22 protein-coding genes are annotated in these 23,814 nt (G+C 70.9%); 11 read left to right on the top strand and 11 right to left on the bottom strand.

The genetic code is table 11. The features are described from left to right. Window positions 1–306 precede the first annotated feature (306 nt). The 3 genes from AB0I88_RS36450 to AB0I88_RS36440 all read right to left on the bottom strand — a co-directional run bounded on the left by AB0I88_RS36450 (window position 307) and on the right by AB0I88_RS36440 (window position 2,178). Window positions 307–1,227: an RNA polymerase sigma-70 factor gene (locus AB0I88_RS36450; protein ID WP_361035662.1), complete on the bottom strand. Its 921-nt coding sequence runs from the start codon at window positions 1,225–1,227 to the stop codon at window positions 307–309. After that, entirely contained in the window at window positions 1,224–1,697 is a 474-nt protein-coding gene (locus AB0I88_RS36445; RefSeq protein WP_361035659.1) for a carboxymuconolactone decarboxylase family protein, read from the bottom strand. The genes AB0I88_RS36450 and AB0I88_RS36445 overlap by 4 nt, the downstream gene beginning before the upstream one ends. A 124-nt stretch (window positions 1,698–1,821) precedes the next feature. Beyond that, the gene (locus AB0I88_RS36440; RefSeq protein WP_361035656.1) at window positions 1,822–2,178 is read right to left on the bottom strand and encodes a S24/S26 family peptidase; all 357 of its coding nucleotides are present in this window, start codon (window positions 2,176–2,178) and stop codon (window positions 1,822–1,824) included. A gap of 66 nt (window positions 2,179–2,244) precedes the next feature. Here AB0I88_RS36440 and AB0I88_RS36435 point away from each other — a divergent pair, with 66 nt between their 5' ends. Continuing rightward, window positions 2,245–2,778: a DUF6817 domain-containing protein gene (locus AB0I88_RS36435; protein WP_361035653.1), complete on the top strand. Its 534-nt coding sequence runs from the start codon at window positions 2,245–2,247 to the stop codon at window positions 2,776–2,778. 5 nt (window positions 2,779–2,783) lie between these two features. Here AB0I88_RS36435 and AB0I88_RS36430 read toward each other — a convergent pair whose 3' ends face one another. Next, a complete protein-coding gene (locus tag AB0I88_RS36430; RefSeq protein ID WP_361035650.1) occupies window positions 2,784–4,031 on the bottom strand; it encodes a spermidine/putrescine ABC transporter substrate-binding protein in 1,248 nt (415 codons plus the stop codon). 177 nt (window positions 4,032–4,208) lie between these two features. Here AB0I88_RS36430 and AB0I88_RS36425 point away from each other — a divergent pair, with 177 nt between their 5' ends. The 4 genes from AB0I88_RS36425 (at window position 4,209) to AB0I88_RS36410 (ending at window position 8,444) form a co-directional block, all read left to right on the top strand. Beyond that, complete coding sequence (locus tag AB0I88_RS36425) at window positions 4,209–4,706, top strand: DUF6069 family protein (RefSeq protein WP_361035647.1); 498 nt, start codon at window positions 4,209–4,211, stop codon at window positions 4,704–4,706. A gap of 33 nt (window positions 4,707–4,739) precedes the next feature. Continuing rightward, a complete protein-coding gene (locus tag AB0I88_RS36420) occupies window positions 4,740–7,439 on the top strand; it encodes an HAD-IC family P-type ATPase (RefSeq protein ID WP_361035643.1) in 2,700 nt (899 codons plus the stop codon). Window positions 7,440–7,444: 5 nt separating this feature from the next. Beyond that, window positions 7,445–7,861, top strand: a complete 417-nt coding sequence (locus AB0I88_RS36415) for a hypothetical protein (protein WP_361035640.1) — start codon at window positions 7,445–7,447, stop codon at window positions 7,859–7,861. Between the two features lie 148 nt (window positions 7,862–8,009). After that, window positions 8,010–8,444 carry an RDD family protein gene (locus AB0I88_RS36410; protein ID WP_361035637.1) on the top strand — a complete coding sequence of 145 codons (435 nt, stop codon included), beginning with the start codon at window positions 8,010–8,012 and terminating at the stop codon, window positions 8,442–8,444. Window positions 8,445–8,514: 70 nt separating this feature from the next. On the opposite strand, the gene AB0I88_RS36405 is transcribed toward AB0I88_RS36410, so the two are convergent. After that, the gene (locus AB0I88_RS36405) at window positions 8,515–8,784 is read right to left on the bottom strand and encodes an SHOCT domain-containing protein (protein ID WP_361035634.1); all 270 of its coding nucleotides are present in this window, start codon (window positions 8,782–8,784) and stop codon (window positions 8,515–8,517) included. Between the two features lie 5 nt (window positions 8,785–8,789). Then, a complete protein-coding gene (locus AB0I88_RS36400; protein WP_361035631.1) occupies window positions 8,790–9,257 on the bottom strand; it encodes a DUF6325 family protein in 468 nt (155 codons plus the stop codon). Between the two features lie 250 nt (window positions 9,258–9,507). Between AB0I88_RS36400 and AB0I88_RS36395 the strand changes: the two genes are divergently transcribed. Beyond that, window positions 9,508–10,965 carry a hypothetical protein gene (locus AB0I88_RS36395; protein ID WP_361035628.1) on the top strand — a complete coding sequence of 486 codons (1,458 nt, stop codon included), beginning with the start codon at window positions 9,508–9,510 and terminating at the stop codon, window positions 10,963–10,965. A gap of 30 nt (window positions 10,966–10,995) precedes the next feature. On the opposite strand, the gene AB0I88_RS36390 is transcribed toward AB0I88_RS36395, so the two are convergent. From AB0I88_RS36390 to AB0I88_RS36370, 5 genes are read right to left on the bottom strand one after another with little or no spacing between them, the layout of a single operon-like run. Beyond that, window positions 10,996–12,399 (bottom strand): DUF2252 domain-containing protein, encoded by a 1,404-nt coding sequence (locus AB0I88_RS36390; protein WP_361035625.1) that lies wholly within the window; start codon window positions 12,397–12,399, stop codon window positions 10,996–10,998. Beyond that, window positions 12,383–12,877, bottom strand: a complete 495-nt coding sequence (locus AB0I88_RS36385) for a DUF1269 domain-containing protein (RefSeq protein WP_361035623.1) — start codon at window positions 12,875–12,877, stop codon at window positions 12,383–12,385. The genes AB0I88_RS36390 and AB0I88_RS36385 overlap by 17 nt, the downstream gene beginning before the upstream one ends. Continuing rightward, window positions 12,874–14,040, bottom strand: a complete 1,167-nt coding sequence (locus AB0I88_RS36380) for an AI-2E family transporter (RefSeq protein WP_361035620.1) — start codon at window positions 14,038–14,040, stop codon at window positions 12,874–12,876. The genes AB0I88_RS36385 and AB0I88_RS36380 overlap by 4 nt, the downstream gene beginning before the upstream one ends. A gap of 51 nt (window positions 14,041–14,091) precedes the next feature. After that, window positions 14,092–14,535: a hypothetical protein gene (locus tag AB0I88_RS36375; RefSeq protein WP_361035617.1), complete on the bottom strand. Its 444-nt coding sequence runs from the start codon at window positions 14,533–14,535 to the stop codon at window positions 14,092–14,094. Window positions 14,536–14,586: 51 nt separating this feature from the next. Further along, entirely contained in the window at window positions 14,587–14,832 is a 246-nt protein-coding gene (locus tag AB0I88_RS36370; RefSeq protein WP_361035614.1) for a hypothetical protein, read from the bottom strand. Between the two features lie 152 nt (window positions 14,833–14,984). On the opposite strand from AB0I88_RS36370, the gene AB0I88_RS36365 reads away from it, so the two are divergent. From AB0I88_RS36365 to AB0I88_RS36345, 5 genes are all read left to right on the top strand, one after another. Beyond that, window positions 14,985–15,479, top strand: a complete 495-nt coding sequence (locus AB0I88_RS36365; RefSeq protein ID WP_361035611.1) for a DUF1269 domain-containing protein — start codon at window positions 14,985–14,987, stop codon at window positions 15,477–15,479. Window positions 15,480–15,544: 65 nt separating this feature from the next. Continuing rightward, a complete protein-coding gene (sulP, locus tag AB0I88_RS36360) occupies window positions 15,545–17,233 on the top strand; it encodes a sulfate permease (RefSeq protein WP_361035608.1) in 1,689 nt (562 codons plus the stop codon). Between the two features lie 30 nt (window positions 17,234–17,263). After that, entirely contained in the window at window positions 17,264–19,933 is a 2,670-nt protein-coding gene (locus tag AB0I88_RS36355; protein WP_361035605.1) for a glucosidase, read from the top strand. Further along, window positions 19,930–21,411 (top strand): alpha-amylase, encoded by a 1,482-nt coding sequence (locus AB0I88_RS36350; protein ID WP_361035602.1) that lies wholly within the window; start codon window positions 19,930–19,932, stop codon window positions 21,409–21,411. Before AB0I88_RS36355 ends, AB0I88_RS36350 begins: the two co-directional genes overlap by 4 nt. Before the next feature lie 103 nt (window positions 21,412–21,514). Beyond that, window positions 21,515–23,814, top strand: a 2,300-nt coding sequence (locus tag AB0I88_RS36345) for a helix-turn-helix transcriptional regulator (protein WP_361035677.1), incomplete at its 3' end; no start/stop codon positions are given.

Raw genomic sequence — 23,814 nt, 5'->3', positions numbered from 1 at the left:
GCGTGCTCGTGGCTGGCGCGTCGGGTCGGAAGCGGAGCAGCGTGCTCGTGGCTGGCGCGTCGGGTCGGAAGCGGAGCAGCGTGCTCGTGGCTGGCGCGTCGGGTCGGAAGCGGAGCAGCGTGCTCGTGGCTGGCACGTCGGGTCGGAAACGGATCATCGCGCTGGGCGAACTCGACGGCCGGACCCGCGAACACCGCGAACGGGCGGCGGCGCCAGGTGGATCAGCGACTCCAGGTTCTCCTCGACTCATGATCAAACCCGTTCCCGGTACGGGGGGCTCGCGCTCCGCCCGTACCGGAGAAGGGGTCAATCGGGACGACGGAGGGCGAGGTCGGAGACCGGCCCGAGATGACGCAGCTTGTCGGGGTTGGAGACCGACCGGACGGCGGTCACCAGCCCTTCGGTGAGGTCGAGGGAGATCACGCTGACCACCCGGTTCGCGGCGTCGTGGAGGATCGCGCCGGGCCGGCCGTTGACCCAGACCGGGCTCAGCGTGACGCCCATCGGCAGGAATCGGCGGAACAGGCCGGCGAACAGGCGTGCCACCGGGAGCCGCCCGACCGGCGGGTGGGCGAGCGCCATGGTCTTGCCGCCGCCGTCGGCGACCAGCAGCACGTCCGGGGCCAGCATCTCCATCAGCGCCTCGATGTCGCCGCCGGACGCGGCCTCGAAGAACCGTCCGGCCAGCCGTTCCGCCTCCGCCCGGCGCGACCGGCCGGGTGTGTCGTCGCGTTCGGCGACCCGCCGCCGGGCCCGGGCGAAGATCTGCCGGCAGTTGACCTCGGAGCGGCCGACCGTCCGGGCGATCTCCGGGTAGTCGTAGCCGAACACCTCACGCAGCATGAACACCGCCCGCTCGACCGGCGACAGCGCCTCCAGCAGCACCAGGAACGCCATCGACAGCGAGTCGGCCAGCTCGGCGTGCTCGGCCGGACCGGGCCGCCCGGCCGGGACCACCACCGGTTCCGGCAGCCACGCCCCGACATACGTCTCCCGGCGCACCCGGGCCGAGCCCAGATGGTTGATGCCGAGCCGGGTCACCGCGGTGGTGAGGTACGCCTTCACGTTCGCCACCGCGGTGCCCGACCGCCGGGCCCTCACCAGGCCCAGCAGGGCGTCCTGCACGATGTCCTCGGCGTCGCCGACCGACCCGGTCATGCCGTAGGCGATGGAGAACAGCAGCGGCCGGTAGCCGGCCGCCGCTGTCTCGTCGGGTTCCGCCGTCACAGGTGCATTCCCGGTTCGTACCAGCCGGCCGGCTGCCGCACGATGACGTTGAACCGGTTGAACGCGTTGATCGTGGCGATCGTCGCCACCAGCGCGGTGAGCTGGTCGTCGTCGTAGTGTTTCGCGGCGTTCGCCCACACCTCGTCGGAGACGCCGCCGGCCGCGTCCGCGATCCGGGTGCCCTCCTCGGCCAGCTCCAGCGCGGCCCGCTCGGCGTCGCTGAACACCGTCGCCTCCCGCCAGGCCGCCACCAGGTGCAGGCGCTGGGCGGTCTCGCCGGCGTGCACGGCTTCCTTGGTGTGCATGTCGACGCAGAACGCGCAGCCGTTGATCTGGCTGACCCGGAGCAGCACCAGCTCGCGGGTGGACGCCGGCACGCCCGCGTCCATGACGGCCTTGCCGGCCGCCGTGAAGTGCTTGAGGATCCGGCCGGCCACCGGGTTGTGGAACAGGTCCAGACGAGCTTCCATTGTCGACTCCCTTGCCGTTGCGTCGGTCGCCCCTCTGAGACAGACGTGCCCACGGATACGTGACATCCGGCGGCCGAAGGGTGACGCCGATCACGTCCGAACCGGCCGCTGGGCGATCCTCCCGTCACGGTCGCGGTGTCTCCCGTGCCTTCCCGGCGATTCTCGGGCGCGGCACACCGCCGACGCTCACGCAGATGCCGTGCACCCGGGGGTGGCCGGTCCAGCCGTTCACCCGGCCCCGGTTGTTGCTGATCTGCACCCGTTTCCGGGCGTGGTCCACGGCCGACACCAGATGCAGGTACGTCGTGCCGGCGACCCGGGCCAGCACGATGTCACCCACCTCCACGGCCGATGGGTCCACCGGCTCCACCCGTACCCGATCGCCACTGCTGATCAGCGGAACCATCGAGTGCCCGCGAGGCCGGAACTCGACCGCCTCACCCCGCGCCACCCGCGCCGCCACCCCGTCCAAGGCGCCCATTCGGTGATTATCGGCGCACTCCGTGCTCATGGCGCACTGAGGATCATGCTTCTAGGGTGCTTCTTCATGCGGACCGAGGCAGAGGTACGGGCATGGCTGCGCGCACACGGGACGGAGACGGTCCGGCATCCGGGCGGCACGCTGTACGCCCACCTGTGCCGGGTCCAGGAGCGGCTGGCGGCTCTCGGGCACTCGACGGCGACCCAGTACGCGGGTCTGGCCCACGCGGTCTACGGCACCGACGGTTTCGATCTGGCGCTGCTCTTCTGGGGTGAGCGTGACGCGCTGCGCGACCTGATCGGCCCGGCCGCCGAGGAGCTCGTCTACCTGTACGGCTCGTGCGACCGGGACCGCACCTGGCCCGGCCTGGCCGCCGACCGTACGGTGGCGGACCGTTTCACCGGTGGGGTGACGCGGCTGAACGAGGATCAGGTGACGCCGTTCGTCGACCTGACGATCGTCAACGAGCTCGACGTGATGGAGCATGATCCGTCGCTGCTGGCGGCCAACCGCGGCTACTTCGCCGGCCTCTTCGCCGCCTGGGACCCGGTCACCTCACCCGCCGTCGCCACCGAGGTCCACCGCCTCCTCGGCGCCTAGCGGGCTCAGCCCAGGACGACCGGGTCGAAGATCTTGGCGAAGGTCTGCTGCTCCTCGGCGGTGTTGAAGCTGACGTAGTAGTGCAGCCGCCGGTAGTCGTCGTCGCTCGGGAAGACCAGGGAGCTGCTCGCGACCGCCTCGAGGTAGGCGCGGTCCTCGCCGGTCTTCTTGGTGGCGTCCTTGCGGATCCGGTCCCGGGCGGCGGGGACGGGGCAGACGTAGTTGATGTACTCGGCCAGCGACGCCGCGTTCTCCACCTCGTAGAAGAAGTCGATCAGCATGATGGCGTCGACCGGGTTGGGGGCGGTGGCCGGGATCGCGAAGTTGTCGGTCCAGATGGTGCCGCCCTCGTCCGGGATCACGAACTTCAGATTCGTACCGTCGGAGAGGTTCTTCTGGAAGATGTCCCCGGACCAGGCCTGCGAGATCCAGATCTCGCCCTTGCCGAGGGCGTCGAGGTAGTCCTGTTCGTAGTAGTTGCGGACGATGCCCGCGTCCTTCTGCTGCCGGAGTTTGGTGGCGGCCTTCTCCCAGTCGGCCTCGGTCGACTCGGCGGGGGTGATGCCGGACGCGAGCATGCCGAAGTTGGCCAGTTCGGTGATGTCGGACATCATGCCGACCTTGCCCTTGTACTTCGGGTTCCACAGGTCGGCGAGGCTGGTGATCGGGCCCTTGACCTTGTCCGGGTCGTAGGCGATGCCGGTGATGCCGGACGCCCACGGCACGCTGAACACGTTGGCCGGGTCGAACGACTCCTCGGTGTATTTCGCGGCGACGTTCTTCGCGAAGTTCGGCAACCGGGCGTGGTCGAGCGGGGCCAGGAAGCCGGCGGAGCGGAAACGGCCGAACTGGATGCCGTTGGTGATCACCATGAGGTCGTAGCCGATCGGCTCGCCGGCCGAGAGTTGCGGCTGCACCTTGGCGAACCAGGGGCCCATCTCCTGGATGACCTCCTGGTAGTTCACCTGGATGCCGGTCCGCTGGGTGAACCGTGCCAGCTCCGGCTTCGACGGGTCCATGTAGAGGGGCCAGCTCGCGAAGTCGACCGTGCCGTTCTGGCTCTTGCCCTCCCAGAAGGTGGCGAGCGAGGAGGTGGAGAGCGCCGTCGGCTGCCCCTTTCCGGAGACGCCGCAGGCCGTCAGCGCCGCGCCGAGCGCGGACAGGCCACCGATCCGGAGCGCGCCGCGGCGGCCCAGTCGACGCTGGGTGATGCCGCGGAGCAGGGACGGGTCGGGTGCGGTGCGGTGGAACATCGGACTCCTCGTGCCGGTCGGATCTTCAAAGCTACGGCGATCACCCGGCGGTAGCCATGCGATGGATTCGGCCGTTCAGTTGATCTTGGGGGGACGTTCATCCATGCCGGATGAGGTGCCGGGACCTCCTGCTGGCGACGCTCGGGACCGATAGTCCGCGTCCTGGAGGAGGACTAGATGACCGGCTACAACGCGCCCACCGATCCCCGGCCGAGCCCCACCGTGAACGCCGGAAAACTGTGGGCCGGCGGTGCGGCCACCGCGGCCGTGGCGGCCCTGATCGCCGTCGCCGGCGTTCTGCTCGGCCGAGGCCTGTTCAACGTCGACGTGCTCGCCCCCAAGGGCCAGGGCACCTGGGGTGACGCCTCCACCGGCTGGTACGCCCTCGGCGCCGCGCTGGCCGCGCTGGCCGCGACCGGCCTGATCCACGTGCTGATCCTGACCACGCCACGGCCCATGCGGTTCTTCGGCTGGGTCGTCGCGCTGGCCACCGTCGTGGCGATGCTGGCGCCCTTCGTGACCGACGAGTCGCTGGGCTCGCGGATGTTCACCGCCGGGCTCAACTTCATCCTCGGCGTCGCCATCGGCTCCCTGGTCGCCGGCACCGCCAAGACCGCGATCGTGCCGGTGCAGGCCCATCCGGCGCCCCGGCCCTATCCCCGCTCGTACCGCTGAGGCTCTTCACCCCGGAGGAATGATATGGCGACCATGACGTCTCCACCGGATGCGGGCGCGGAGCCCGTGTTCCACGTGTTGTCGGTTCCCGAGGCCCTGGCGGCCGAGAAGGTCGACGGACAGCGTGGCCTCAGCGCCGAGGAGGTGACCCGGCGGCGCGAGAAGTACGGTCCCAACCGTTTCGCCGAGGCGAAGAAGGAGCCGTGGTGGCGCGCCTTCGTCCGGCAGTACGCCGACCCGATGCAGCTGGTGCTGCTCGCCGCCGGCATCGGCAGTCTCTACCCGCTCAAGCAGTGGGGCACCGGCATCATGCTGCTCGCCCTGACGCTGCTGAACGCGGCGCTCGGCCTGCACCAGGAGGGCAAGGCGGCCGCCGCCATCGACGCCCTCCAGAAGATGATGATCATCAAGGCCAAGGTACGCCGGGACGGCGCCCTGGCCGAGGTGCCCGCCGAGGAACTGGTCCCCGGCGACATCGTGCTGCTGGAGGCCGGCGACGTGGTGCCGGCCGACGGGCGCCTGCTCCGCGCGGCCACATGTGAGATCGACGAGTCCGCACTGACCGGTGAGAGCCTGCCGGTGGCCAAGGACGTGGACCCGGTCGAGACGGCCGACACCCCGCTGGGCGACCGGTCCGACATGGCGTACATGAACACCAACGTCACCCGCGGCACGGGGGAACTGCTGGTCACCGCGACCGGCATGACCACCGAGGTGGGCCGGATCTCCGGCATGCTGCAGACCGAGAAGGACGCCGAGACGCCGCTCACCCGGCAGCTCAGCAAGCTCACCAACCAGATCCTGGTGATCGCCGGCATCGCCCTGCTCGCCTCGGTGATCATCAACCTGGCCCGGGGCAACGAGTTCAACGTGGTGTTCACCGCCGCGGTGGCGTTCGCCGTGTCGGCCATCCCGACCGGTCTGCCGGCCGTCGTGACCACCATCCTGTCGCTCGGCACCCAGATGCTGGCCAAGTCCAACGCGATCGTGAAACGGCTGCGGTCGACCGAGACGCTCGGCTCCACGTCGGCGATCAACTCCGACAAGACCGGCACGCTGACGCTCAACCAGATGACCGCCATCGAGATGGCCATCCCCGGGCGCCGCTACACGATCTCCGGCGGCGGTTACTCCACCGACGGCGTGATCAAACGGGTGGCCGGCGAGAAGGACGTCGACCTCGAGGAGTATCTGCTGCCGATGGTGCTGGCCTCGGACGCGGTGGTCACCGACGGCAACCTGATCGGCGACCCGACCGAGGGCGCGCTCGTGGTGCTCGCCGAGAAGGGCGGCATCGACTCCGAGGCGACCCGGGAACGGTATCCGCGGGTGGCCGAGCTGCCGTTCGACGCGGCGTACAAGATGATGGCGACCTTCCACCGGATGAGCGGACCGGACGGCGCCGAGGTGATCCGCTGCTTCGTCAAGGGCGCCCCGGACCAGGTGCTGGCCCGGTCCGCCGTCGACGACGAGGTGGCCGTGCGCTACCTGGCCGAGAACACCCGGCTGGCCCGGCAGGGGCTGCGGGTGCTGGCGACCGCCCGCCGCGACTTCGACCCGGCCACCTTCGACCCGGACGCCGACCTGCTCACCCTGCTCGACGGTCTCACCCCGCTGGCGCTGGTCGGCATCGTCGACCCGCCCCGCCCGCAGGCGCGGGCCGCGATCACCCAGGCGCACTCGGCCGGCATCGAGGTCCGCATGATCACCGGTGACCACGCGGTCACCGCCGCGGCCATCGCCGGCAAACTGGGCATCCGCGGCCGGGCCATCACCGGCGCCGAGTTCGGCGCGATGAGCGACGAGGAGGCGGACCGCGAGATCGACGGGATCGGCGTGATCGCCCGGGTCACCCCGGAGCACAAGGTACGCCTCGTCGAGGTCCTCAAACGCAAGGGCCACATCGTCGCGATGACCGGCGACGGCGTGAACGACGCGCCCGCGCTGAAGAAGGCCGACATCGGCATCGCCATGGGGATCACCGGCACCGAGGTCAGCAAAGAGGCCGCCGCCATGATCCTCACCGACGACGACTTCGCCACCATCGTGAAGGCCGTCGAACTGGGCCGGGCCCTCTACGCGAACCTCAAGAAGTACATCTTCTTCCAGATCGGTGTGCTCATCGGCATGGTCGTCACGTTCCTGGCGGCCAGCATCGGCAACATCGCCGCGGGCGTGCCGTTCCTGCCGCTGCAGAGCCTCTGGCTGAACTTCACCACGCAGGTGTTCCAGGCCGTCGGGCTCGGCTACGGCAAGGCCGAGGCCGACATCATGCAGAACAAGCCGCGCAAGTCCGACGAGCCGCTGCTGAGCCGCAGCTCGCTGGGCTGGCTGGGCTTCATCGGCCTGGTGATGGGCGTGGTCACGCTGGCGGTGATCTGGTGGGCGGACAACGAGCACGGCCTCGACCCGGCCCGCACCATGGGCCTGACCGCCTTCTCGATCGCGAACCTGGCGTTCTCGCTCACCGCACGCAGCGAGATCCGGTCGGTGTTCAGCCTGGAGACCTTCGACGACCGGCGGTTCCTGATCACCACCGGGATGTCGGCGGCCGCCATCGTGCTCGCCACCGAGATGGGGCTGTTCCAGCGGATCCTGCACACCACCAGCCTCGACCTCGGGCAGTGGCTGATCTGCCTGGTCGCCGGCGCGATCGTGATCCTGCCGACGGAGATCCGCAAGGCCGTCTTCCGGCGCCGGGCCGCGAAGCGGATCCCTGTAGGGAGCGCGTGATGGGCATGCCGGGGTTCTTGCAGCTGGGTGACGTGGCGATCGGCGCGGCGATCCGGGCCGGTGAGATCGCCCACGAGCGGGCCGTCGAGGCGCTGGCCCGCATCCGGGAGGCCAAACTGCCGGGACGCTTCGACGAGCTGGCCGAGCTGGGCGCCGCGGAACGGGTCCGGGTGGTGGACAACGCGGTCACCACCCTGGCCACCTCACGGATCGTGGACCGGGTCGTGGAAATCCAGCTGACCCGGGTGCTGGAGCTGCTGGAACGGGAGCCCGACCGGATCCGGGCGCTGGTCCGCGGGCAGCGCGACACCATGGTCGGCGACGTCGTCGGCCGGGTCCGGGCGGGCGCGGCGGCCGGTGACGCCGCCGTCGACCGACTCACCCTCCGGGTGACCGGCCGCCGGCCCACCGACCTTCCATGAGCGAGCTTGCGAGCGAATCAGTCAGCTCGGGTCTGAACTCATGGCGGCGCCGGAGCGAAGCGGAGACGCCGACATGAGCGGGCTTGCGAGCGGATCATCTGGCTCAGGGTTGGACATGTCGGCACCGAAGCGAAGCGGAGGTGGCGACATGAGGGAGTACGCCGGGCTGGTCAGCCGGTTCCTGGCGTACGTGGTGGACGCGGTCCTGGTGGCCGTGTTCACCGGCGGGGCGGCGCTGGTCTTCGGGGTGGTCGCCGCCATCGTCGGCTCCGAGGCGTGGAACCTGGCCCGCCTGGTGGTGTCCTCCTATCTGATCCTGCTGCCCGCGATTCTGGCGCTCTACTGTGCCGTCTTCTGGATGCTGGCGGGGCGGACCCCGGGGATGGGGATGCTCGGCCTGCGCGTGGTGCGGGCCGACGGTCGCACCCCCGGCTGGTTCGCCTCGTTCGTGCGCGGCCTGCTGCTGGCGTACTTCCCGATCGGCGCCCTGTGGCTGCTGCTGGACCGCCGGCGCCAGGCCGTGCACGACAAGATCGCCCGCACCTCGGTGGTGCGGGTGGTCGAGGCGCCGACGCCACGCTGAAGGCGAGGCGCGCCGGCCACCGTGGCTCGTAGCCTGACGGTGACCGGCGCGGGCCGGTGCGGTTTCCTGGTCAGCGGCCCAGGATGCGGGCCTTCTGCTCCTGGAACTCCTGCTCGGTGAGCACCCCCTGAGCCTTCAGCTCGCCCAGCTGCTTCAGCTGCTCGAGCTGCGCCGAGGTGTCGTCCTGCGGCGGTTCCTCCTCGTAGTACTGCTGCGGCGGCTGCTGTTCCGCGGCCTGGCGCGACCAGCGGCCGGCCTGCCGACGGGAGACCCGGTTCGACACCGCGGTCGCGGTGCCGGCGATCACCGCGGTGCGGGCCACGCCTCGAAGAAGTCCCATCCTGATCAGCTCCCCTGTGCCCCGGAGGACGCGTGCGCGGCCTCCTGCTCGGTTTCGTCGAGGGCGGCGAGCAGCGCCTGCACCGGGATCCGGCCGCCCGCCACCAGGTGCGCCCCGTTACGCCGCAGTGTGGTGGCCAGCGGCGCCGCCCACAGGTTCTCGTAGACCAGGATCACCGCGGCGGCGCCCGGTTCCAGGACCCCGGCGATCTCCCGCAGGTCGTCGCCGCCGAGCATGCCGGAGGCGGCGCCGTGGAAGGCGCCCAGCCCGCTCAGCTCGATGTCACGGTGCTCGAAGGCGGTCACCCCGCCGTCGGCGTCCTTGCGGACGAAGAGGATGTCCAGCACCCGGATGATCCCCCGGTCCGCCAGGCCGATCAGCAGCGGCAGCGCGGTCCCGTTCAGGCTCCCCTCGGGGAACTCGATGCACAGGTAGTCGACCGGGCCCATCTCGCCCAGCTCCACGTCGCTCATCTCAGCCTCCCGCTACGTTTCCTGCTTGTCGCTCTCCCCAGATCTGCCATGGCATCAGCGTCGTGGGACGGAGGCCGGGCCACGTCATCCGCCGAGGGTGAACTCCGGCCCCGGCCGGGACCGCCGCCGGGCCCGCAGGAGGGGTTCATCCACGCCGGATGAGGTGCCGTCGGGGTCGCGCGAGGAACCGTCGGCAGGGGCCGGTAGCACTGCCGGCCGTCTATTTGCCCGGCTGGCGAGGAGCAGACCCATGACCATTCCGGCGAGCGAATCACCACCGGCCGGCTCCGGGGACCCGAAGGTCCCGGAGGACACGCCCGTGCAGGACCCGCAACGGGCGGAGACGGCGCCGGTGGGCGTACCGGATCAGGAGGAGATCGAGCGGCTCCGGGCCGAGGTGACCGCTTTGCGGGCGCAGCTCGCGGTCGACGGGCGCCGCAGGCGGCCGCGCGGTGGCGCGATCCGCCGTGGCCTGGCCGCCGTGCTCGCCGCGGTGGCCGCGTTCGCGCTGGTGATCAGCGTGGTCGGGCTGTGGGCGGCGACCACCACGCTGAACACCGACCGGTGGGTGTCCACGGTGGCCCCGCTGCCGCAGGACCCGAAGGTGAACGCGGCCGTCGCCGAGTACGCCACCAACGAGGTCTTCCGGGTGCTCGACGTCGAGCAGCGGCTGCGCACCGTGCTGCCCGAGCAGGCCGCCTTCGTGGCCGGGCCGATCACCGGGCAGGTCCGTGAGCAGGTCCGCAAGACCGTGCAGAACGTGCTGGGCAGCGACCGCTTCCAGGTGATCTGGGTGGAGCTGAACCGGCAGGTGCACCAGCGGGTGATCGCCGTCATCGAGGGCGAGAGCGACGTCATCACGGCCAGTGCGGACAGTGTCCAGATCGACCTGCTGCCCCTGATCAATCAGGTGCTGCGGCAGCTCGGTGATCAGCTGCCCACCCTCTTCGGCAAGCAGATCACGCTGCCCGACCTGAGCAGCGGCGCGATCCCGGAGAACCTGCGGCTGCGGGTGGAGGAGGCGCTCGGGGTGAGCCTGCCGGCCGACTTCGCCAGGTTCACCGTCTACGACTCCGGGCAGCTGTGGGAGGTCCAGCAGGCCGTCGTGGCGGCCAAACGCTATCTGGCGCTGTTCGTGGCCGGGGCGATCCTTCTGCTGCTGGCCGCGTTCGTGGTGTCGCCGCAGCGCCGCCGGACCGCGGTGCAGTTCGGGCTCTGGCTGGTGCTGGCCGCCGTGACGGTCACCGCGGTGCTGCGGGCGGTGCGCCGGGAGATCCTCGAGGCGGTGCCCGCCGGGACGTATCAGGCCGGGGTGGACTCGGCCATGACCACGGTGTTCAGCCTGCTGCGGGAACGGGGCACCCAGCTCATCTGGATCGGGGTGGCGATCGCGCTGCTCGCGTACCTGGTGGGGCCGGGGCGGTTCCCGGTGTGGCTGCGCGGCACGGTGGCGCGGGGCACGGCGGCCGGCTGGCGCCGGGCGCGGGCCGGTTCGGCGATCGTCGCGACCCGGGGACCCGGCTTCATCGCGCGGCACCTCGATCCGGTACGCGTGGGCGGGCTCGCCGTGGCGGTGCTGCTGGCGCTGGTGCTGTCCTCGTGGACGTCGCTGCTGGTGATCGTGGTGCTGCTGGCCGCGTACGAGATCGGGGTGACCCTGATCGCCCGCCGGCAGGAGGCGAACACACCGCCGCCCGCCCTCGGCTGAGGACGGGCGGCGGTTCCCCCCGCGTATCGCTCAGATGTCCGTGGCGGCCTCCAGCCGGCCGTCACGGACCGCTTTCACGAATGCCGCGTAGTCGCTCTCCACCTGATCGGCGTACGCCTCGGAGTACACCGCCAGGGCCTGGTCGAACCGGTCCTTGTCACCCAGGTAGGCGGCGATGGCGATCCGGTCCCCGCCGCAGGCGTGCGCCCGGGCCAGGGTCCAGCCGCACAGTCGCCCGTACGCGCGCAGACCACGTGGGTCCATGTCCTGGACGGCCGCCCCGCCCTTCCAGTCGCGCAGTTGCCGGATGTAGAAGTCGCGGGTCTTGCCGTCGAAGCCCGCGACCCGCTGCCAGCCCAGGAAGATGTCGCTGGCCGCCTGCATGATCCGCTGTCCGGCCACCACCCGGCGGCCCTCGTTGTCGAAGTCCGCCCCGGGCTGCGCCTCGGTCAGCCCGGCCAGCACCGAGGGCCCCGCCTCCTTGACCTGCAACAGCAGCGGATCGTCGGCGTCCCGGCCGGTCAGCAGCACGATCCAGCAGCGGGTGCCGACGCTGCCGACCCCCACCACCTTGCGGGCCATGTCGACGAACGTGAACGCGTCGAACAGCCGGCGCCGGTCGTCGGACAGGCTCTCCCGGTATCCCGCCAGCAGGTCGTTGATCTGCGACTCGAACTGCTTATGGACCAGTTCCGGGACCAGGTCGGCGACCGGCACCAGCAGTGGCGGGTCGGCGACGATCCGCCGCCGTCCGTCCACTTCGGCGGTCAGTTTCTGGTACGCCTGGAGACTGGTCCGGGTCCGCGCCTTCGCCCCCGCCTTGGCCATCCGCTCCCGGTGTGTGCGGGTCAACTGGTCGCCGAACTGCTCGCGCAGCTCGTCGAGGTCGGCGCGGGCGTACCAGACGTCCAGCTCCCGCATGCCGGCGAACCTGGCCATCGCCTCCCGGTAGACGCGCGCCGACGATCGTACGATGTCGGCGCGGTCCTTGCGTTTGAAGCCGTTCTCCCGGCCGGCCAGCGTGAGGCTGACGGCGAGCCGTTTGACGTCCCATTCCCACGGGCCGGGGTACGTCTCGTCGAAGTCGTTGAGGTCGAAGACGAGCCGGCGCTCGGGGGAGGCGTAGACCCCGAAGTTGGACAGATGCGCGTCCCCGCAGAGCTGACTGATCAGCCCGGACGACGGTGCGGCGGCCAGGTCGGCGGCCATCAGGACGGCGGTGGCCCGGTAGAAGGCGAACGGGGAGACCAGCATCCGGCCGTGCCGGATCGGCAGCAGCTCCGGCAACCGGTCCTCGGCCTGCTCGATCAGCGCGCCGACCGGGTCGGGCCGGCCGGCGGCGGGTTCGTAGTCGGCGTGGCGGTCGAGCGGGAGGCGGTTGCGCGCCTCCCGCCCGACCGCGGCGCGCGACCCCGGATCAGGGATTCGCGCCACCGAACGCCTCCAGCAGAATCTCGCGCTCGCCCTCGGTCAGGTTGGTCGCGACCAGCTGTTTGTGCAGGCCGTGCATCCGCTCGGCGAGCCTGTCCAGGTTGCCCTGGTCGGTCACCAGGAACAGCGCCGAGGTGCCCTCGGTGATCTCGGTCCGGATGGTCTCCAGCTGCTGCCGGTCGATGCCGGTGCCCTCGGTGGCCTTGACCAGCGCGCCGATGCCCGCGCCGACCGCCGCCCCGGCGACCGGCATGAGGAACAGGCCGCCGATCACGATGCCCCAGAAGGCGCCCCATCCGGTGTGCCGGCGGCCGCTCTCGTGCTCGTGGTGGGTCTCCGGCGCGGCCGCGCCCTGGGGCCAGGTCACCACCGCGTAGTCGACGATCTTGACGAGACCTTCGTCGCGGGCGTGCCGCAGGATCTCGGCCGCCTGTTCCGCGCGTGCCGGGTCGTCGAACTTCCAGACGGTGAACGTGGTCATGGGGTCCTCCTCGATTCTCTGGGACGGCGGCGTCCCGGGTCGGTTCTGTTCTCCTCGCCAGGGGGCCCGCCGGCGAGCAGGCCGTTGAGCCAGCGGGTCGAGGGGTCGATGTCCACCAGCAGACCCTTGGCGAGCAGGGTCAACGGGATGGCGAGCAGGGCGCCGAGGGCGCCCATCACCCAGGCCCAGAAGATCAGCGACAGGAAGGAGACGGTGGCGGAGAGTCCGACCGCGTCGCCCACGATCTTGGGCTGGATGATCGACTGGATGATGAAGTTGACCACGCAGTAGAGCGCGATCACGCTGAGCATCAGATCGGGGCCGCCCTGGAGCAGGCCGAGCAGGGCGGGCGGCACCACGCCGATGATGAAGCCGATGTTCGGGATGTAGTTGGTGATGAACGACAGCAGCCCCCACAGCAGCGGCAGCGGAATGCCCAGCCACCACAGCAGCGCCACGTCGAAGGCCGCCACGATCAGCCCGAAGACGGTGCACACCAGCAGGTACCGGCGGGTGCCCTGGGCGAACGAGCGCAACGCCTCGACCACCTGCGGGCGCTCTCCGACGGCGCCGCGCAGCCGGGCCGGGAAGTGCACCGCGTCCACGCACATGAACAGCAGCACCGCCAGCAGGAAGATCGAGTTGGACAGGACCGAGGCCAGGCCGCCGAACAGCGTCTCGACCAGGCCCAGGAGGGTTCCGGAGTCGGCTCCGGCCACCGCGGTCCGCACCTGTTCGGCGTCGATGCCGAGCGAGCTGAGGCCGCGGACCAGGTCCTCGCGGAGGTCGGCGAACTGTGCCTGGTACTCCGGCAGCAGGTCGATCAGCTGGGACACCGACGCCAGCAGCGCCGCCCCGAGAGCGAAGAGTCCCAGGTAGACGGTGGCGATGGTGGCCATCATGGCGAGCCATGCCGGAGTGCGGTGCCGGCGCAGCCAGCCGGTGAGCGGACTGACCGTCACCGCCAGCATCAGGGCCAGGAAGACCGGCCCGACGAGCTCGGAGACGCCGCGCAGACCGGCCACGACCACCACCATGCTGGCGGTGCCGAGCAGGACGATCACCCCACGCGGGAGGCCGGCCGGCCCGCCGTCGCCGTGGTGACTGTTACGCGCGGCGAGCCGCGGCATCTGCCGCGGCTGCCGGGCGACCAGGCGGTTCATGGTCCGCTCCGGCCGGGACCGCCTCCTCGAACGGTCCCGGCCGGGCGGGGCTCAGTACTTGACCTCACGGCCGTGCGCGGTCAGGGCGTAGATGACAAGGACGTCGAGTGCGATCACGATGCTGCACCACACCGGGTAGGCCGGCAGGAAGGCGAGGTTCGCCAGCGCGCTCAGCACGGCGACGATGATGCCGACCACCCGGGCCCAGGTCTGGCCCGCGAGGATGCCGAGCCCGGTGCCCACCGCGATCAGGCCGATCACGATGTGCGTCCAGCCGTAGGTGTCGAAGTCGACCGGAACGACCAGGCCGCTGGAGGTGGTCAGGTAGAACTCGTCACGCAGCAGGGCGACCAGACCTTCGATCGCCTGGAACGAGCCGAGCATCAGCAGCATGACGCCGGCGAAGACCACCATCCCCACCCACCCGGTCGGCTCGCGCCGTCCAGCGGGCGCGTACGGCTCCTCGGGCGCCTGTCGCGAGTCTGTGTTGGTCATGGTTGTTCTCCCTCGTCAGCGGGGTTCAGCGGGTTCTGGGTTGCGGCCCGATCATGTGGCCGGACCGGCGGCCGCCACGCCATCCGTGGCGGATGAAACCCCGGTCAGGCGGCGGAGGCAGACGACCTCCACACCGGACCGGTCCAGGCGGGTCAGCAGCTTCTCCAGGTCGGCGTCGGAGAGCCGGCCGCGGATCGTGCTCTGCCGGGGCAGGGTTCGCCAGCGCAGGTCGCCCAGCGCCATGCGTAGAAGGGGACCGAGGAATCCCCGAACCCTGATCTCGTACCGCTCCTGCATGGCATGTGCTCCCTCCGCCGGTGACCGTCTGTAGCAGCAACATTTCAGCAAGTGACCCGTGCTGACTTCATCCGCCTGGAATGAGGAATGCCGATGGGTGCGCGTGGCTGACTGATCGGGACACCACACGGGGCACGGAAGGAGCGAGAGCCATGGCAACTCTGCTAGCCATCGGTTATGCCGACGAGACCACGGCGACGGCCGCGTCGCTGGAGGCGAATCGGCTTGCGAAGGACCTGATCATCCAGCCGGACGCGATCGCGACGATCATTCGCGACCGCGAGGGCAAGTTCCACGTGACCACGAACCACCACGCCGTCGCCGGCGGCACCACGTGGGGCATGTTCTGGGGCCTGCTCTTCGGGATGCTGTTCTTCGTCCCGATCCTCGGCATGGCGGTCGGCGCCGGCCTCGGCGCCCTCACCGGCAAGCTGGCCAAGGGCGCCATCAACAAGGAGTTCCAGGAGCGGATCCGCGAGGAGCTGCAGCCCGGAACGTCCGCGCTGTTCATGGTCGTCGAGGCGGTCACCCCGGACAAGGCGGTCGAGGCGCTCAGCAAGTTCGGCGGCACGGTGCTCAAGTCGTCGCTGCCGAAGGAGACCGAGGCCGAGCTCCAGGAAGCGCTGCACGGCGGCGAGCAGAACTAAGGTCGCAGTAGTCCGGACGCCGCCCGAACCTCGGGCGGCGTCCGTCGTCACCGGGGAGACGTGACATGTCGATCGCTGAATGGGTGCCGGGCGTACGGGCCGCGGCCGAATACCGCCCCGCGTGGCTGCCGAAGGACCTGGTCGCCGGTTTCGTGCTGACCACCCTTCTGGTGCCGCAGGGGATGGCCTACGCCGAGCTGGCCGGTCTGCCGCCGATCACCGGGCTCTACACCTCGATCCTGTGCCTGCTGGCGTACGCCGTCTTCGGTCCCTCGCGGATCCTGGTCCTCGGCCCGGACTCCTCGCTCGGCCCGATGATCGCCGCCGTGGTCCTGCCGCTGGTCGTCGCCGGAGGCGACCCGGCGCGGGCCGTGGCGCTCGCGTCGATGCTCGCCCTCATGGTCGGGGCGATGATGACCCTGGCCGCGGTCTTCAAACTCGGTTTCGTGGCCGACCTGCTGTCGCATCCGACCCAGCTCGGGTACATCAACGGTCTGGCGCTCACCATCCTGATCGGGCAGTTGCCGAAGCTGTTCGGCTTCTCGGTGGACGCGGACGGTCTGCTCGATGAGACGGCAGGTTTCGTCCGCGGCGTCGCGGACGGGCAGACCGTGCCGGTGGCCCTGGCGGTCGGCGCCGGCGGCCTGCTGGTCATCCTGGTCCTGAACCGCTGGCTGCCGAAGGTGCCGGCCATCCTGGTCGCGGTGGTCGCCGCGATCCTGGTGACATCGCTGTTCGGCCTGGCCGACCGGGGCGTCGACGTGGTCGGCACGCTGCCGCAGGGCTTCCCGCCGCTGACCCTTCCGTCGGTCGGCTGGTCCGACCTGGGCCTGCTCGCGGCCGGCGCGCTCGGCATCACCCTGGTCTCGCTGACCGACACCATCTCGACGGCGTCCACCTTCGCGGGCCGCACCGGGCAGGAGGTGCGCGGTAACCAGGAGATGATCGGCATCGGCGCCGCCAACCTGGCCGCGGGACTCTTCCAGGGCTTCCCGGTCAGCACCAGCGGCTCGCGGACCGCAGTGGCCTTCCAGGCCGGCGCCCGCACCCAGCTCACCGGCGTGATCGGCGCGGGGACCATCACGCTGTTGCTGGTCCTCGCCCCCGGGCTGTTCCGCAACCTGCCGCAGCCGATGCTGGCCGCCGTGGTGATCGCGGCCTCGCTGTCGCTGGCCGACCTGCCCGGGATGCGGCGGCTGTGGCGGCAGCGGCGCGTCGAGTTCAGCCTGTCGCTGGCCGCTTTCCTCGGCGTGGCGCTGCTGGGCGTGCTGCCCGGCATCGCGGTCGCGGTCGCGCTGTCGGTGCTCAACGTGTTCCGGCGGGTGTGGTGGCCCTACTCGACCGAGCTGGGCCGCCCGGACGGCGTGGCCGGATACCACGACGTGCGGTCCTACCCGGACGGTGAACGGATCCCCGGCCTGGTGCTGTTCCGGTTCGACGCACCGCTGATCTTCGCGAACGCGCGGACCTTCCGCGAGGAGATCCGCCACCTGGCCCACGCCGAGCCGCCCCCGCAGTGGATCGTGGTGGCCGCCGAGCCGATCACCGACATCGACACCACGGCCGCCGACATGCTGGAGGACCTCGACGAGGATCTCAACGCCAAGGGGATCTCACTGGTCTTCGCGGAGATGAAGGACCCGGTGCGCACCAAGATCGACCGGTACAAGCTGACCCGCACCATCGACCCGGCGCACTTCTTCCCCACGGTCGAGGACGCGGTGGCATCTTTTCACTCCCAACGGGGGAAGTGACCAAGGTGTCCGTGGGGCCAGCCTGGCCCCATGGCCATCAATGAGACCGGCGCCGAGCAGCGACGCCTCCACGACGCCGACACCGCCGCAGTGCCGTGGCGGAAATGGGGACCCTACCTCAGCGAACGGCAGTGGGGCACGGTCCGCGAGGACTACAGTCCCGGGGGCGACGCCTGGGACTTTCTCAGTCACGATGCCGCACGCTCCCGGGCGTACCGGTGGGGCGAGGACGGCATCGCCGGATTCTGTGACGACCAGCAGGCGATCTGCATGGCCGTCGCGATGTGGAACGGCCGGGACCCGATCCTCAAGGAACGCTTCTTCGGCCTGACCAACGCCGAGGGCAACCACGGCGAGGACGCCAAGGAGTACTGGTTCTACGTCGACGCCACCCCGACCCACTCCTACCAGCGGATGGTCTACAAGTATCCGCAGCAGGCGTTCCCGTACGAGGACCTGGTCGCCACCAACCGGTCCCGGAGCCGGAGCGAGTTCGAGTACGAGCTGCTGGACACCGGGATCTTCGCGGAGAACCGGTACTTCGACGTGGTGGTGGAGTACGCCAAGGACGGCCCGGAGGACATCCACGGCCGGATCACCGTGCACAACCGGGGTCCGGAGGCCGCGCCGCTGCGGCTGCTGCCCACCCTGTGGTTCCGTAACACCTGGTCCTGGGACCGGCCGGAGCCCAAGCCGTCGCTGCGGGCCGTCGACGGCGGCGTCGAGGCGGTGCACTACAAGATCGGCACCCGCTGGTTCGGGGTGCTCGGCGACCATCCGCTGCTGTTCACCGAGAACGAGACCACCGGCACCGGCCGTTACGGCAAGGACGCCTTCGACCGGTACGTGGTGCACGGCGACACCGGCGCGGTGAATCCCGACGCCACCGGCACGAAGGTGGCCGCCGACGTCGCGGTCGAGGTGCCGGCCGGCGGGTCGGTGACGGTCCGGTTCCGCCTGTCCGATCAGCCGTTCCCCGACGACGTGACACGTTTCGACGAACTGGTGGACCGGCGCCGCGCCGAGGCCGACGAGTTCTACGGCGCGCTGCTCGAACCGCAGCTCAGCGACGACGAGCGGCAGGTGGCCCGGCAGGCGCTGTCCGGAATGCTGTGGAGCAAGCAGTACTTCGGCTACGACGTGGAACGGTGGCTGACCGAGCACGGCAAGGATCCGCTGGCCGCCCGGGGCACCCGCAACGGCGACTGGTTCCACATGATCTGCAACGACGTCATCTCCATGCCGGACAAGTGGGAGTACCCCTGGTTCGCCGCGTGGGACCTGGCGTTCCACTCGATCGCGCTGGCCGTCGTGGACGTGGCCTTCGCCAAGGACCAGCTCGAGCTGCTGCTCAGCCGTCGCTATCTGCACCCCAACGGCCAGATCCCGGCGTACGAGTGGAACTTCAGCGACGTGAACCCCCCGGTGCACGCCTGGGCCACCTATCTGGTGTACGAGCTGGACAAGGCCCGTAACGGGCGGGGCGACCACGGCTGGCTGGAGGCGATCTTCCACAAGCTGTCGAAGAACTTCACCTGGTGGGTCAACCAGAAGGACCACGACGGCAACAACGTCTTCCAGGGCGGCTTCCTCGGGCTGGACAACATCGGCGTCTTCGACCGCAGCGCCCCGCTGCCCACCGGCGGCTACCTGGACCAGGCCGACGGCACCGCGTGGATGGCCCTGTACTGCCAGAGCATGCTGTCGATCGCCCTGGAACTGTCCCAGCAGGACCCGGTCTACCTGGAGCAGGCGCATCAGTATTTCGAGCACTTCGCCTGGATCGCGGTGGCGGTCAACCACGAGCACGGCAGCGCGGCCATGTGGGACGAGGAGGACGGCTTCTTCTACGACCTGCTGCGGCTGCCCGACGGCAGCGCCCAGCGGCTGCGGGTGCGCTCGCTGGTGGGCCTGCTGCCGCTGGCCGCCGCCACCGTGTACGACAGCGCCGTCACCGCCCGGTACCCGCAGCTCATCGAGCAGGCGCAGGACTTCGTGAACCGGCATCCCAGCGTCGACTCGGTGCTGAGCCGGGGCCGGGTGCGCGGCCGGCACGGGGAGCACCTGCTGGCGTTCTTCGACGAGCAACGGCTGCGGCGGATCCTGTCCCGGCTGCTCGACGAGGAGGAGTTCCTCAGCCCGTACGGGATCCGGTCGCTGTCGCGGCACCACGCCGAGCACCCGTTCGAGTTCCGGGTGGGCGACCAGACGTTCGGGGTGTCGTACCAGCCGGCCGAGTCGGACAGCGGCATGTTCGGCGGCAACTCCAACTGGCGCGGGCCGATCTGGGTGCCGGCGAACATCCTGGTGATCCGGGCCCTGATGAATCTCTACATCGGCTACGGCGACGACTTCACCGTGGAGTGCCCGACCGGCTCCGGGGTGAAGATGACGCTGTTCGAGGTGGCCCGGGAGATCTCCACCCGGGTCACCCGGATCTTCCTGCCCGGCCCGGACGGCCGCCGGCCGGTCCACGGCGGCCAGGACGTCTTCGCCACCGAGCACTGGCGTGACCTGATCACGTTCTCCGAGTATTTTCACGGCGACAACGGCGCCGGCCTGGGCGCCGGCCACCAGACCGGCTGGACCGGCCTGGTCGCCGTCTTCCCGAACGTCTTCGCCGGCCTGTCCGGCCCGGACCTGCTGCTCGAGGGCATGGCCGGGGTGCTGCGCCGGGCCCCGATGGAGGAGGAGAAATGAGCTCCTGGCCGAAGACCCCGGTCATCTACGAGATCGGCACCTGGCCGTGGCTGACCGGGCTGAGCCGCCGGTACGGCCGCCCGGTCACCCTGGCCGACGTGCCGGGCGAGGTGTGGGACGAGATCGCCGCGCCCGGCATCGACGCGGTGTGGCTGATGGGCGTCTGGGAGCGCAGCCCCGCCGGGCTGGCCCTGGCCCAGCGCAACGAGGACCTGCAACGGTCGTTCCGGGAGGCGCTGCCCGACCTGACCGCCGACGACGTGGTCGGCTCGCCCTACTGCGTGCGCCGCTACCGGGCCGACGAGCGGCTGGGCGGGCCGTCCGGGCTTGCCGCCGCCCGGGCCGCGCTGCGTGAGCGCGGTGTCCGGCTGGTGCTGGACTACGTGCCCAACCACGTGGCGCCGGACCATCCGGCGGTCTTCATGCACCCGGAGTGGTTCGTCCGCGGCACGCAGCGGGATCTGGCCGCCGACCCGCGCGGCTGGTTCACCGCCGGCGGGCAGGTGCTGGCGCACGGGCGGGACCCGTACTTCCCGCCGTGGCCGGACGTGGCCCAGCTCAACGCGTTCGACCTGGGGCTGCGCGACATCACGGCGGCGGTGCTGGGCGACATCGGCGACCAGTGCGACGGGATCCGCTGCGACATGGCGATGCTGCTCATCAACGAGGTGTTCGCCGGTACCTGGGGGCATTGGGCGGGACCGGCGCCGGCGGAGGAGTTCTGGCCGTACGTCTTCGCGAAGCTCCGCGTTCGGCACCCGGATCTGGCGATGATCGCCGAGGCGTACTGGGACATGGAGTGGACGCTGCAGCGGCAGGGCTTCGACTTCTGCTACGACAAGCGGCTCTACGACCGGCTCGCGCACTCCGACGCCGAGTCGCTGCGCAAGCATCTGGCGGCGGGACGTGACTATCAGGACGGTCTGGTGCGCTTCCTGGAGAACCACGACGAGCCCCGGGCCGCCGCGACGTTGCCCGGCGGGCGGGGCCGGGCCGCCGCGGTGGCGATCGCCACCCTGCCGGGCGCCACGCTCTGGCACGACGGCCAGTTCGACGGGCGGCGTACCCGGTTGCCGGTCTTCCTGGCGCGTTTCCCGGACGAACCGGACGATCCGGAGCTGCGGCGGTTCCACGAGCGGCTGCTGACGGTCGCCGCCACGGTCCGCGGCGGCGAGTGGCGGACGGTCGACACCCGGGGCTGGCCGGACAACCCGTCGCATCGGGACCTGCTGGCCTGGGCGTGGCACGAGGAGGAACGACGGCACCTCGTAGTGATCAATTTCGGTGACCGGCCGGCCCAGGCGAGGGTGGAGGTCCCGTGGCCGGAACTGGCCGGGCGGTCCTGGGAACTGGCCGATCTGCTGGACGGCCGGGTCTTCGCCCGCGACGGCGACGAACTGGCCGGAACGGGGTTGTATGTGGACCTACCGCCATGGGGTTTTCATGTCATTACATTCCGTTTACCGGCGCGACACTGACGGTCACGGGATTATCCGATCCGGACGATGTGCGGATGAGGTGCGGGCGAAAGTCTGAACGTGAGATCAAACGGGGTGGCCTTCGGAGGTAGCGAACGTGTCTATGGAAGTAATCGCCGAACCATCCGGAACCTCCACATACGACCAGGCCAGCGCGTTGCTCGCATCCAAGTTCGTGATTCCGGCCGCGCCGCCGTTCATGGTGACGCGGCCGGGACTCCTAGATCGGGTCAGCGAGGGGGTCCAGGGTCCGGTGACCCTGATCACCGGGCTGGCCGGAAGCGGGAAGACCCAGTTGCTGGCGTCCTGGGCCCGGAGCCGGGCGGGGAACCGGCCGGTCGCCTGGATCACGCTGGAGCAGGGCGACGAGCAGGTTTCGACATTCTGGACCTATGTCGCGGAGGGGCTGCGCCGCGCCGGCGTGCAGGTCCCCTCGATGACCGACGGCGCGGTCACCCGTGCCGTCCTCGGCCGCCTCGCCGCGGCCGTCGCCGAACACCCGACCGAGATAGTCCTGATCCTGGACGGCGCCTCCCAGCTACCCGGCCGGGAGTGGGCCTCCGGACTGGAATTCCTGCTCAGCCATGTGGACCGGTTGCGGGTGGTGCTCACCGGGCGGTGGGACCCCCCGCTGCCGCTGTACCGATACCGGCTCGCCGGCGAACTGCACGAGCTGCGCACCGCCGACCTGGCCTTCACCCCGGCCGAGGCCGCCACCCTGATGCGCCTGCACGGCGTCGACCTCGGCCCGGCCGAGATGTCGGCACTGCTGGAACACACCGAGGGCTGGGCCGCCGGCATCCGGCTGTGCGCCTGCGCCCTTCAGGGCAGCGCCGACGCGAGCCGGCTCGTGAAGACCATCTCCGGCGACGAGTCCACGATCGCCGAGTACTTCATCGGCGAGGTGCTGCGGCTCCAGGCGCCGCCGGTGCGGCGCTTCCTGCTGGAGACCAGCGTCCTGGACACCTTCACCCCGGAGCTGGCCGCCGCGGTCACCGAACGGCCCGACGCCGCCCGGCTGCTGACCACCCTCACCCGGGAGAACGCTTTCATCCAGCCGGTCGGCGCGGGCACCGACGTGTACCGCTACCACCGGCTCTTCGCCGAGCTGCTGCGCGCCCAGCTCGCCTGGACCGAGCCGGAGGAGGTGACCGTGCTGCACCAGCGGGCCGCCGCCTGGCTGGCCGAACACGGGCACCTCGCCGAAGCGGTCGGGCACGCCGTCCAAGCCGGTGACTGGAACGGCGCGGCCACCATGGTGATCGAGGACTACGCCCTCGGCGTACTGGTCATGGAGGGCGGTGGGGGCCGGCTGGGGGCGCTGTTCGCGGCCCTGCCCGGGCACCTGGAGGAGCCCGAGGCGGTGATGGTCCGGGCCGCCATCGCCTACGGCGACGGCGACCACACCCGCGCCGCCGAACAGTTCACCTACGCGAGCAAGCTGCTCAGCATGAGCGGCAGCGCCTGCGGCGACGGGCTCACCGTCTCCTGCTTCCTGATGCGGCTGCTGCTGCTCGCCGACGGGGCCGACCCGGAGCAGGTGGCCCACCTCGCGCCGGTCGCCCGTACGTTCCTGTCGGTGGCGCCCGCCGAGCGGCTGGCCCGGCACCCCGAGCTGCGGATGCTGCTGCTCGCCGCCGAGGGCATGGCCCGCAGCGGCAGCGGCGACATCGACGAGGCGGCCACGGTGCTGGCCGAGGCGGCGGCGATCACCGCGCCCGGCGCCGAGCCGGTGCGGATCTCCTGCCTGGAGAATCTGGCGCTGGTCGAGGCGCATCGGGGCCGGCTCACCCGGGCCGAGGCGAGCGCCCGGCAGGCCATCGAGCTGGCCACCCGGCGCGGGCTCGGCAAGGACCGCTGGCCGGCCGCCGCCGAGGTGGCGCTGGCCTGGGTGGCGCTGGAGCGCTACGACATCGAGACCGCCGACCGGAAGCTGCGGGCCGCTCAGCACCTCTGCGCCGGTGGCGCGACCGGGCCCGGCCCGGCCGCGTACGCCCTGGTCCGGGCCCGGCGGCTGCAGACCCGCGGCGAGCTGCGGCAGGCGTCCAACGTGCTGGCCGCGGCGCGGGAGAACGCGGGGGCGCCGCGCTGGCTGAGCCGCGAGATCACCATGAACCTGTCCCGCCTGCTGATCGCCGGCGGCCGGGTGGACGAGGCGGGCGGCCTGCTGGCCGGCTACGCCGACTCGCCCGCCGCGGACGTGGCGGTGGCCCGGGCCGCGCTGCTGCTGGCACAGGGGCAGTCGGCGGCGGCGCACGAGGTGGCCCGGACGGTGGCCGACGCCGCCGGGGTTCCGGCGCCGGTCGCGCTGGACGCCTGGCTGCTGCTGGCGATGCTGGCGGACGGCAAGGACGACACCGTCGGGGCTCGGGAGGCGCTGCGCCGGGCGCTGCGGGTGGCCGG

Origin of the sequence: Actinoplanes sp. NPDC049802 (assembly GCF_040656595.1) — a bacterium.
In the GTDB taxonomy this organism is placed as follows: domain Bacteria; phylum Actinomycetota; class Actinomycetes; order Mycobacteriales; family Micromonosporaceae; genus Actinoplanes.
The sequence above is the reverse complement of the archived record's forward strand: the minus strand, read 5'-3'. Positions and strand labels throughout refer to the sequence as shown.

What these genes read in the sequence shown, in the direction of transcription:
- AB0I88_RS36445 (WP_361035659.1), bottom strand. Translation starts at nt 1,697, where the DNA reads ATGGAAGCTCGTCTGGACCTGTTCCACAACCCGGTGGCCGGCCGGATC.
- AB0I88_RS36440 (WP_361035656.1), bottom strand. Translation starts at nt 2,178, where the DNA reads ATGGGCGCCTTGGACGGGGTGGCGGCGCGGGTGGCGCGGGGTGAGGCG.
- AB0I88_RS36435 (WP_361035653.1), top strand. Translation starts at nt 2,245, where the DNA reads ATGCGGACCGAGGCAGAGGTACGGGCATGGCTGCGCGCACACGGGACG.
- AB0I88_RS36430 (WP_361035650.1), bottom strand. Translation starts at nt 4,031, where the DNA reads ATGTTCCACCGCACCGCACCCGACCCGTCCCTGCTCCGCGGCATCACC.
- AB0I88_RS36425 (WP_361035647.1), top strand. Translation starts at nt 4,209, where the DNA reads ATGACCGGCTACAACGCGCCCACCGATCCCCGGCCGAGCCCCACCGTG.
- AB0I88_RS36420 (WP_361035643.1), top strand. Translation starts at nt 4,740, where the DNA reads ATGACGTCTCCACCGGATGCGGGCGCGGAGCCCGTGTTCCACGTGTTG.
- AB0I88_RS36415 (WP_361035640.1), top strand. Translation starts at nt 7,445, where the DNA reads ATGCCGGGGTTCTTGCAGCTGGGTGACGTGGCGATCGGCGCGGCGATC.
- AB0I88_RS36410 (WP_361035637.1), top strand. Translation starts at nt 8,010, where the DNA reads ATGAGGGAGTACGCCGGGCTGGTCAGCCGGTTCCTGGCGTACGTGGTG.
- AB0I88_RS36405 (WP_361035634.1), bottom strand. Translation starts at nt 8,784, where the DNA reads ATGGGACTTCTTCGAGGCGTGGCCCGCACCGCGGTGATCGCCGGCACC.
- AB0I88_RS36400 (WP_361035631.1), bottom strand. Translation starts at nt 9,257, where the DNA reads ATGAGCGACGTGGAGCTGGGCGAGATGGGCCCGGTCGACTACCTGTGC.
- AB0I88_RS36395 (WP_361035628.1), top strand. Translation starts at nt 9,508, where the DNA reads ATGACCATTCCGGCGAGCGAATCACCACCGGCCGGCTCCGGGGACCCG.
- AB0I88_RS36385 (WP_361035623.1), bottom strand. Translation starts at nt 12,877, where the DNA reads ATGACCACGTTCACCGTCTGGAAGTTCGACGACCCGGCACGCGCGGAA.
- AB0I88_RS36380 (WP_361035620.1), bottom strand. Translation starts at nt 14,040, where the DNA reads ATGAACCGCCTGGTCGCCCGGCAGCCGCGGCAGATGCCGCGGCTCGCC.
- AB0I88_RS36375 (WP_361035617.1), bottom strand. Translation starts at nt 14,535, where the DNA reads ATGACCAACACAGACTCGCGACAGGCGCCCGAGGAGCCGTACGCGCCC.
- AB0I88_RS36370 (WP_361035614.1), bottom strand. Translation starts at nt 14,832, where the DNA reads ATGCAGGAGCGGTACGAGATCAGGGTTCGGGGATTCCTCGGTCCCCTT.
- AB0I88_RS36365 (WP_361035611.1), top strand. Translation starts at nt 14,985, where the DNA reads ATGGCAACTCTGCTAGCCATCGGTTATGCCGACGAGACCACGGCGACG.
- sulP (WP_361035608.1), top strand. Translation starts at nt 15,545, where the DNA reads ATGTCGATCGCTGAATGGGTGCCGGGCGTACGGGCCGCGGCCGAATAC.
- AB0I88_RS36355 (WP_361035605.1), top strand. Translation starts at nt 17,264, where the DNA reads ATGGCCATCAATGAGACCGGCGCCGAGCAGCGACGCCTCCACGACGCC.
- AB0I88_RS36350 (WP_361035602.1), top strand. Translation starts at nt 19,930, where the DNA reads ATGAGCTCCTGGCCGAAGACCCCGGTCATCTACGAGATCGGCACCTGG.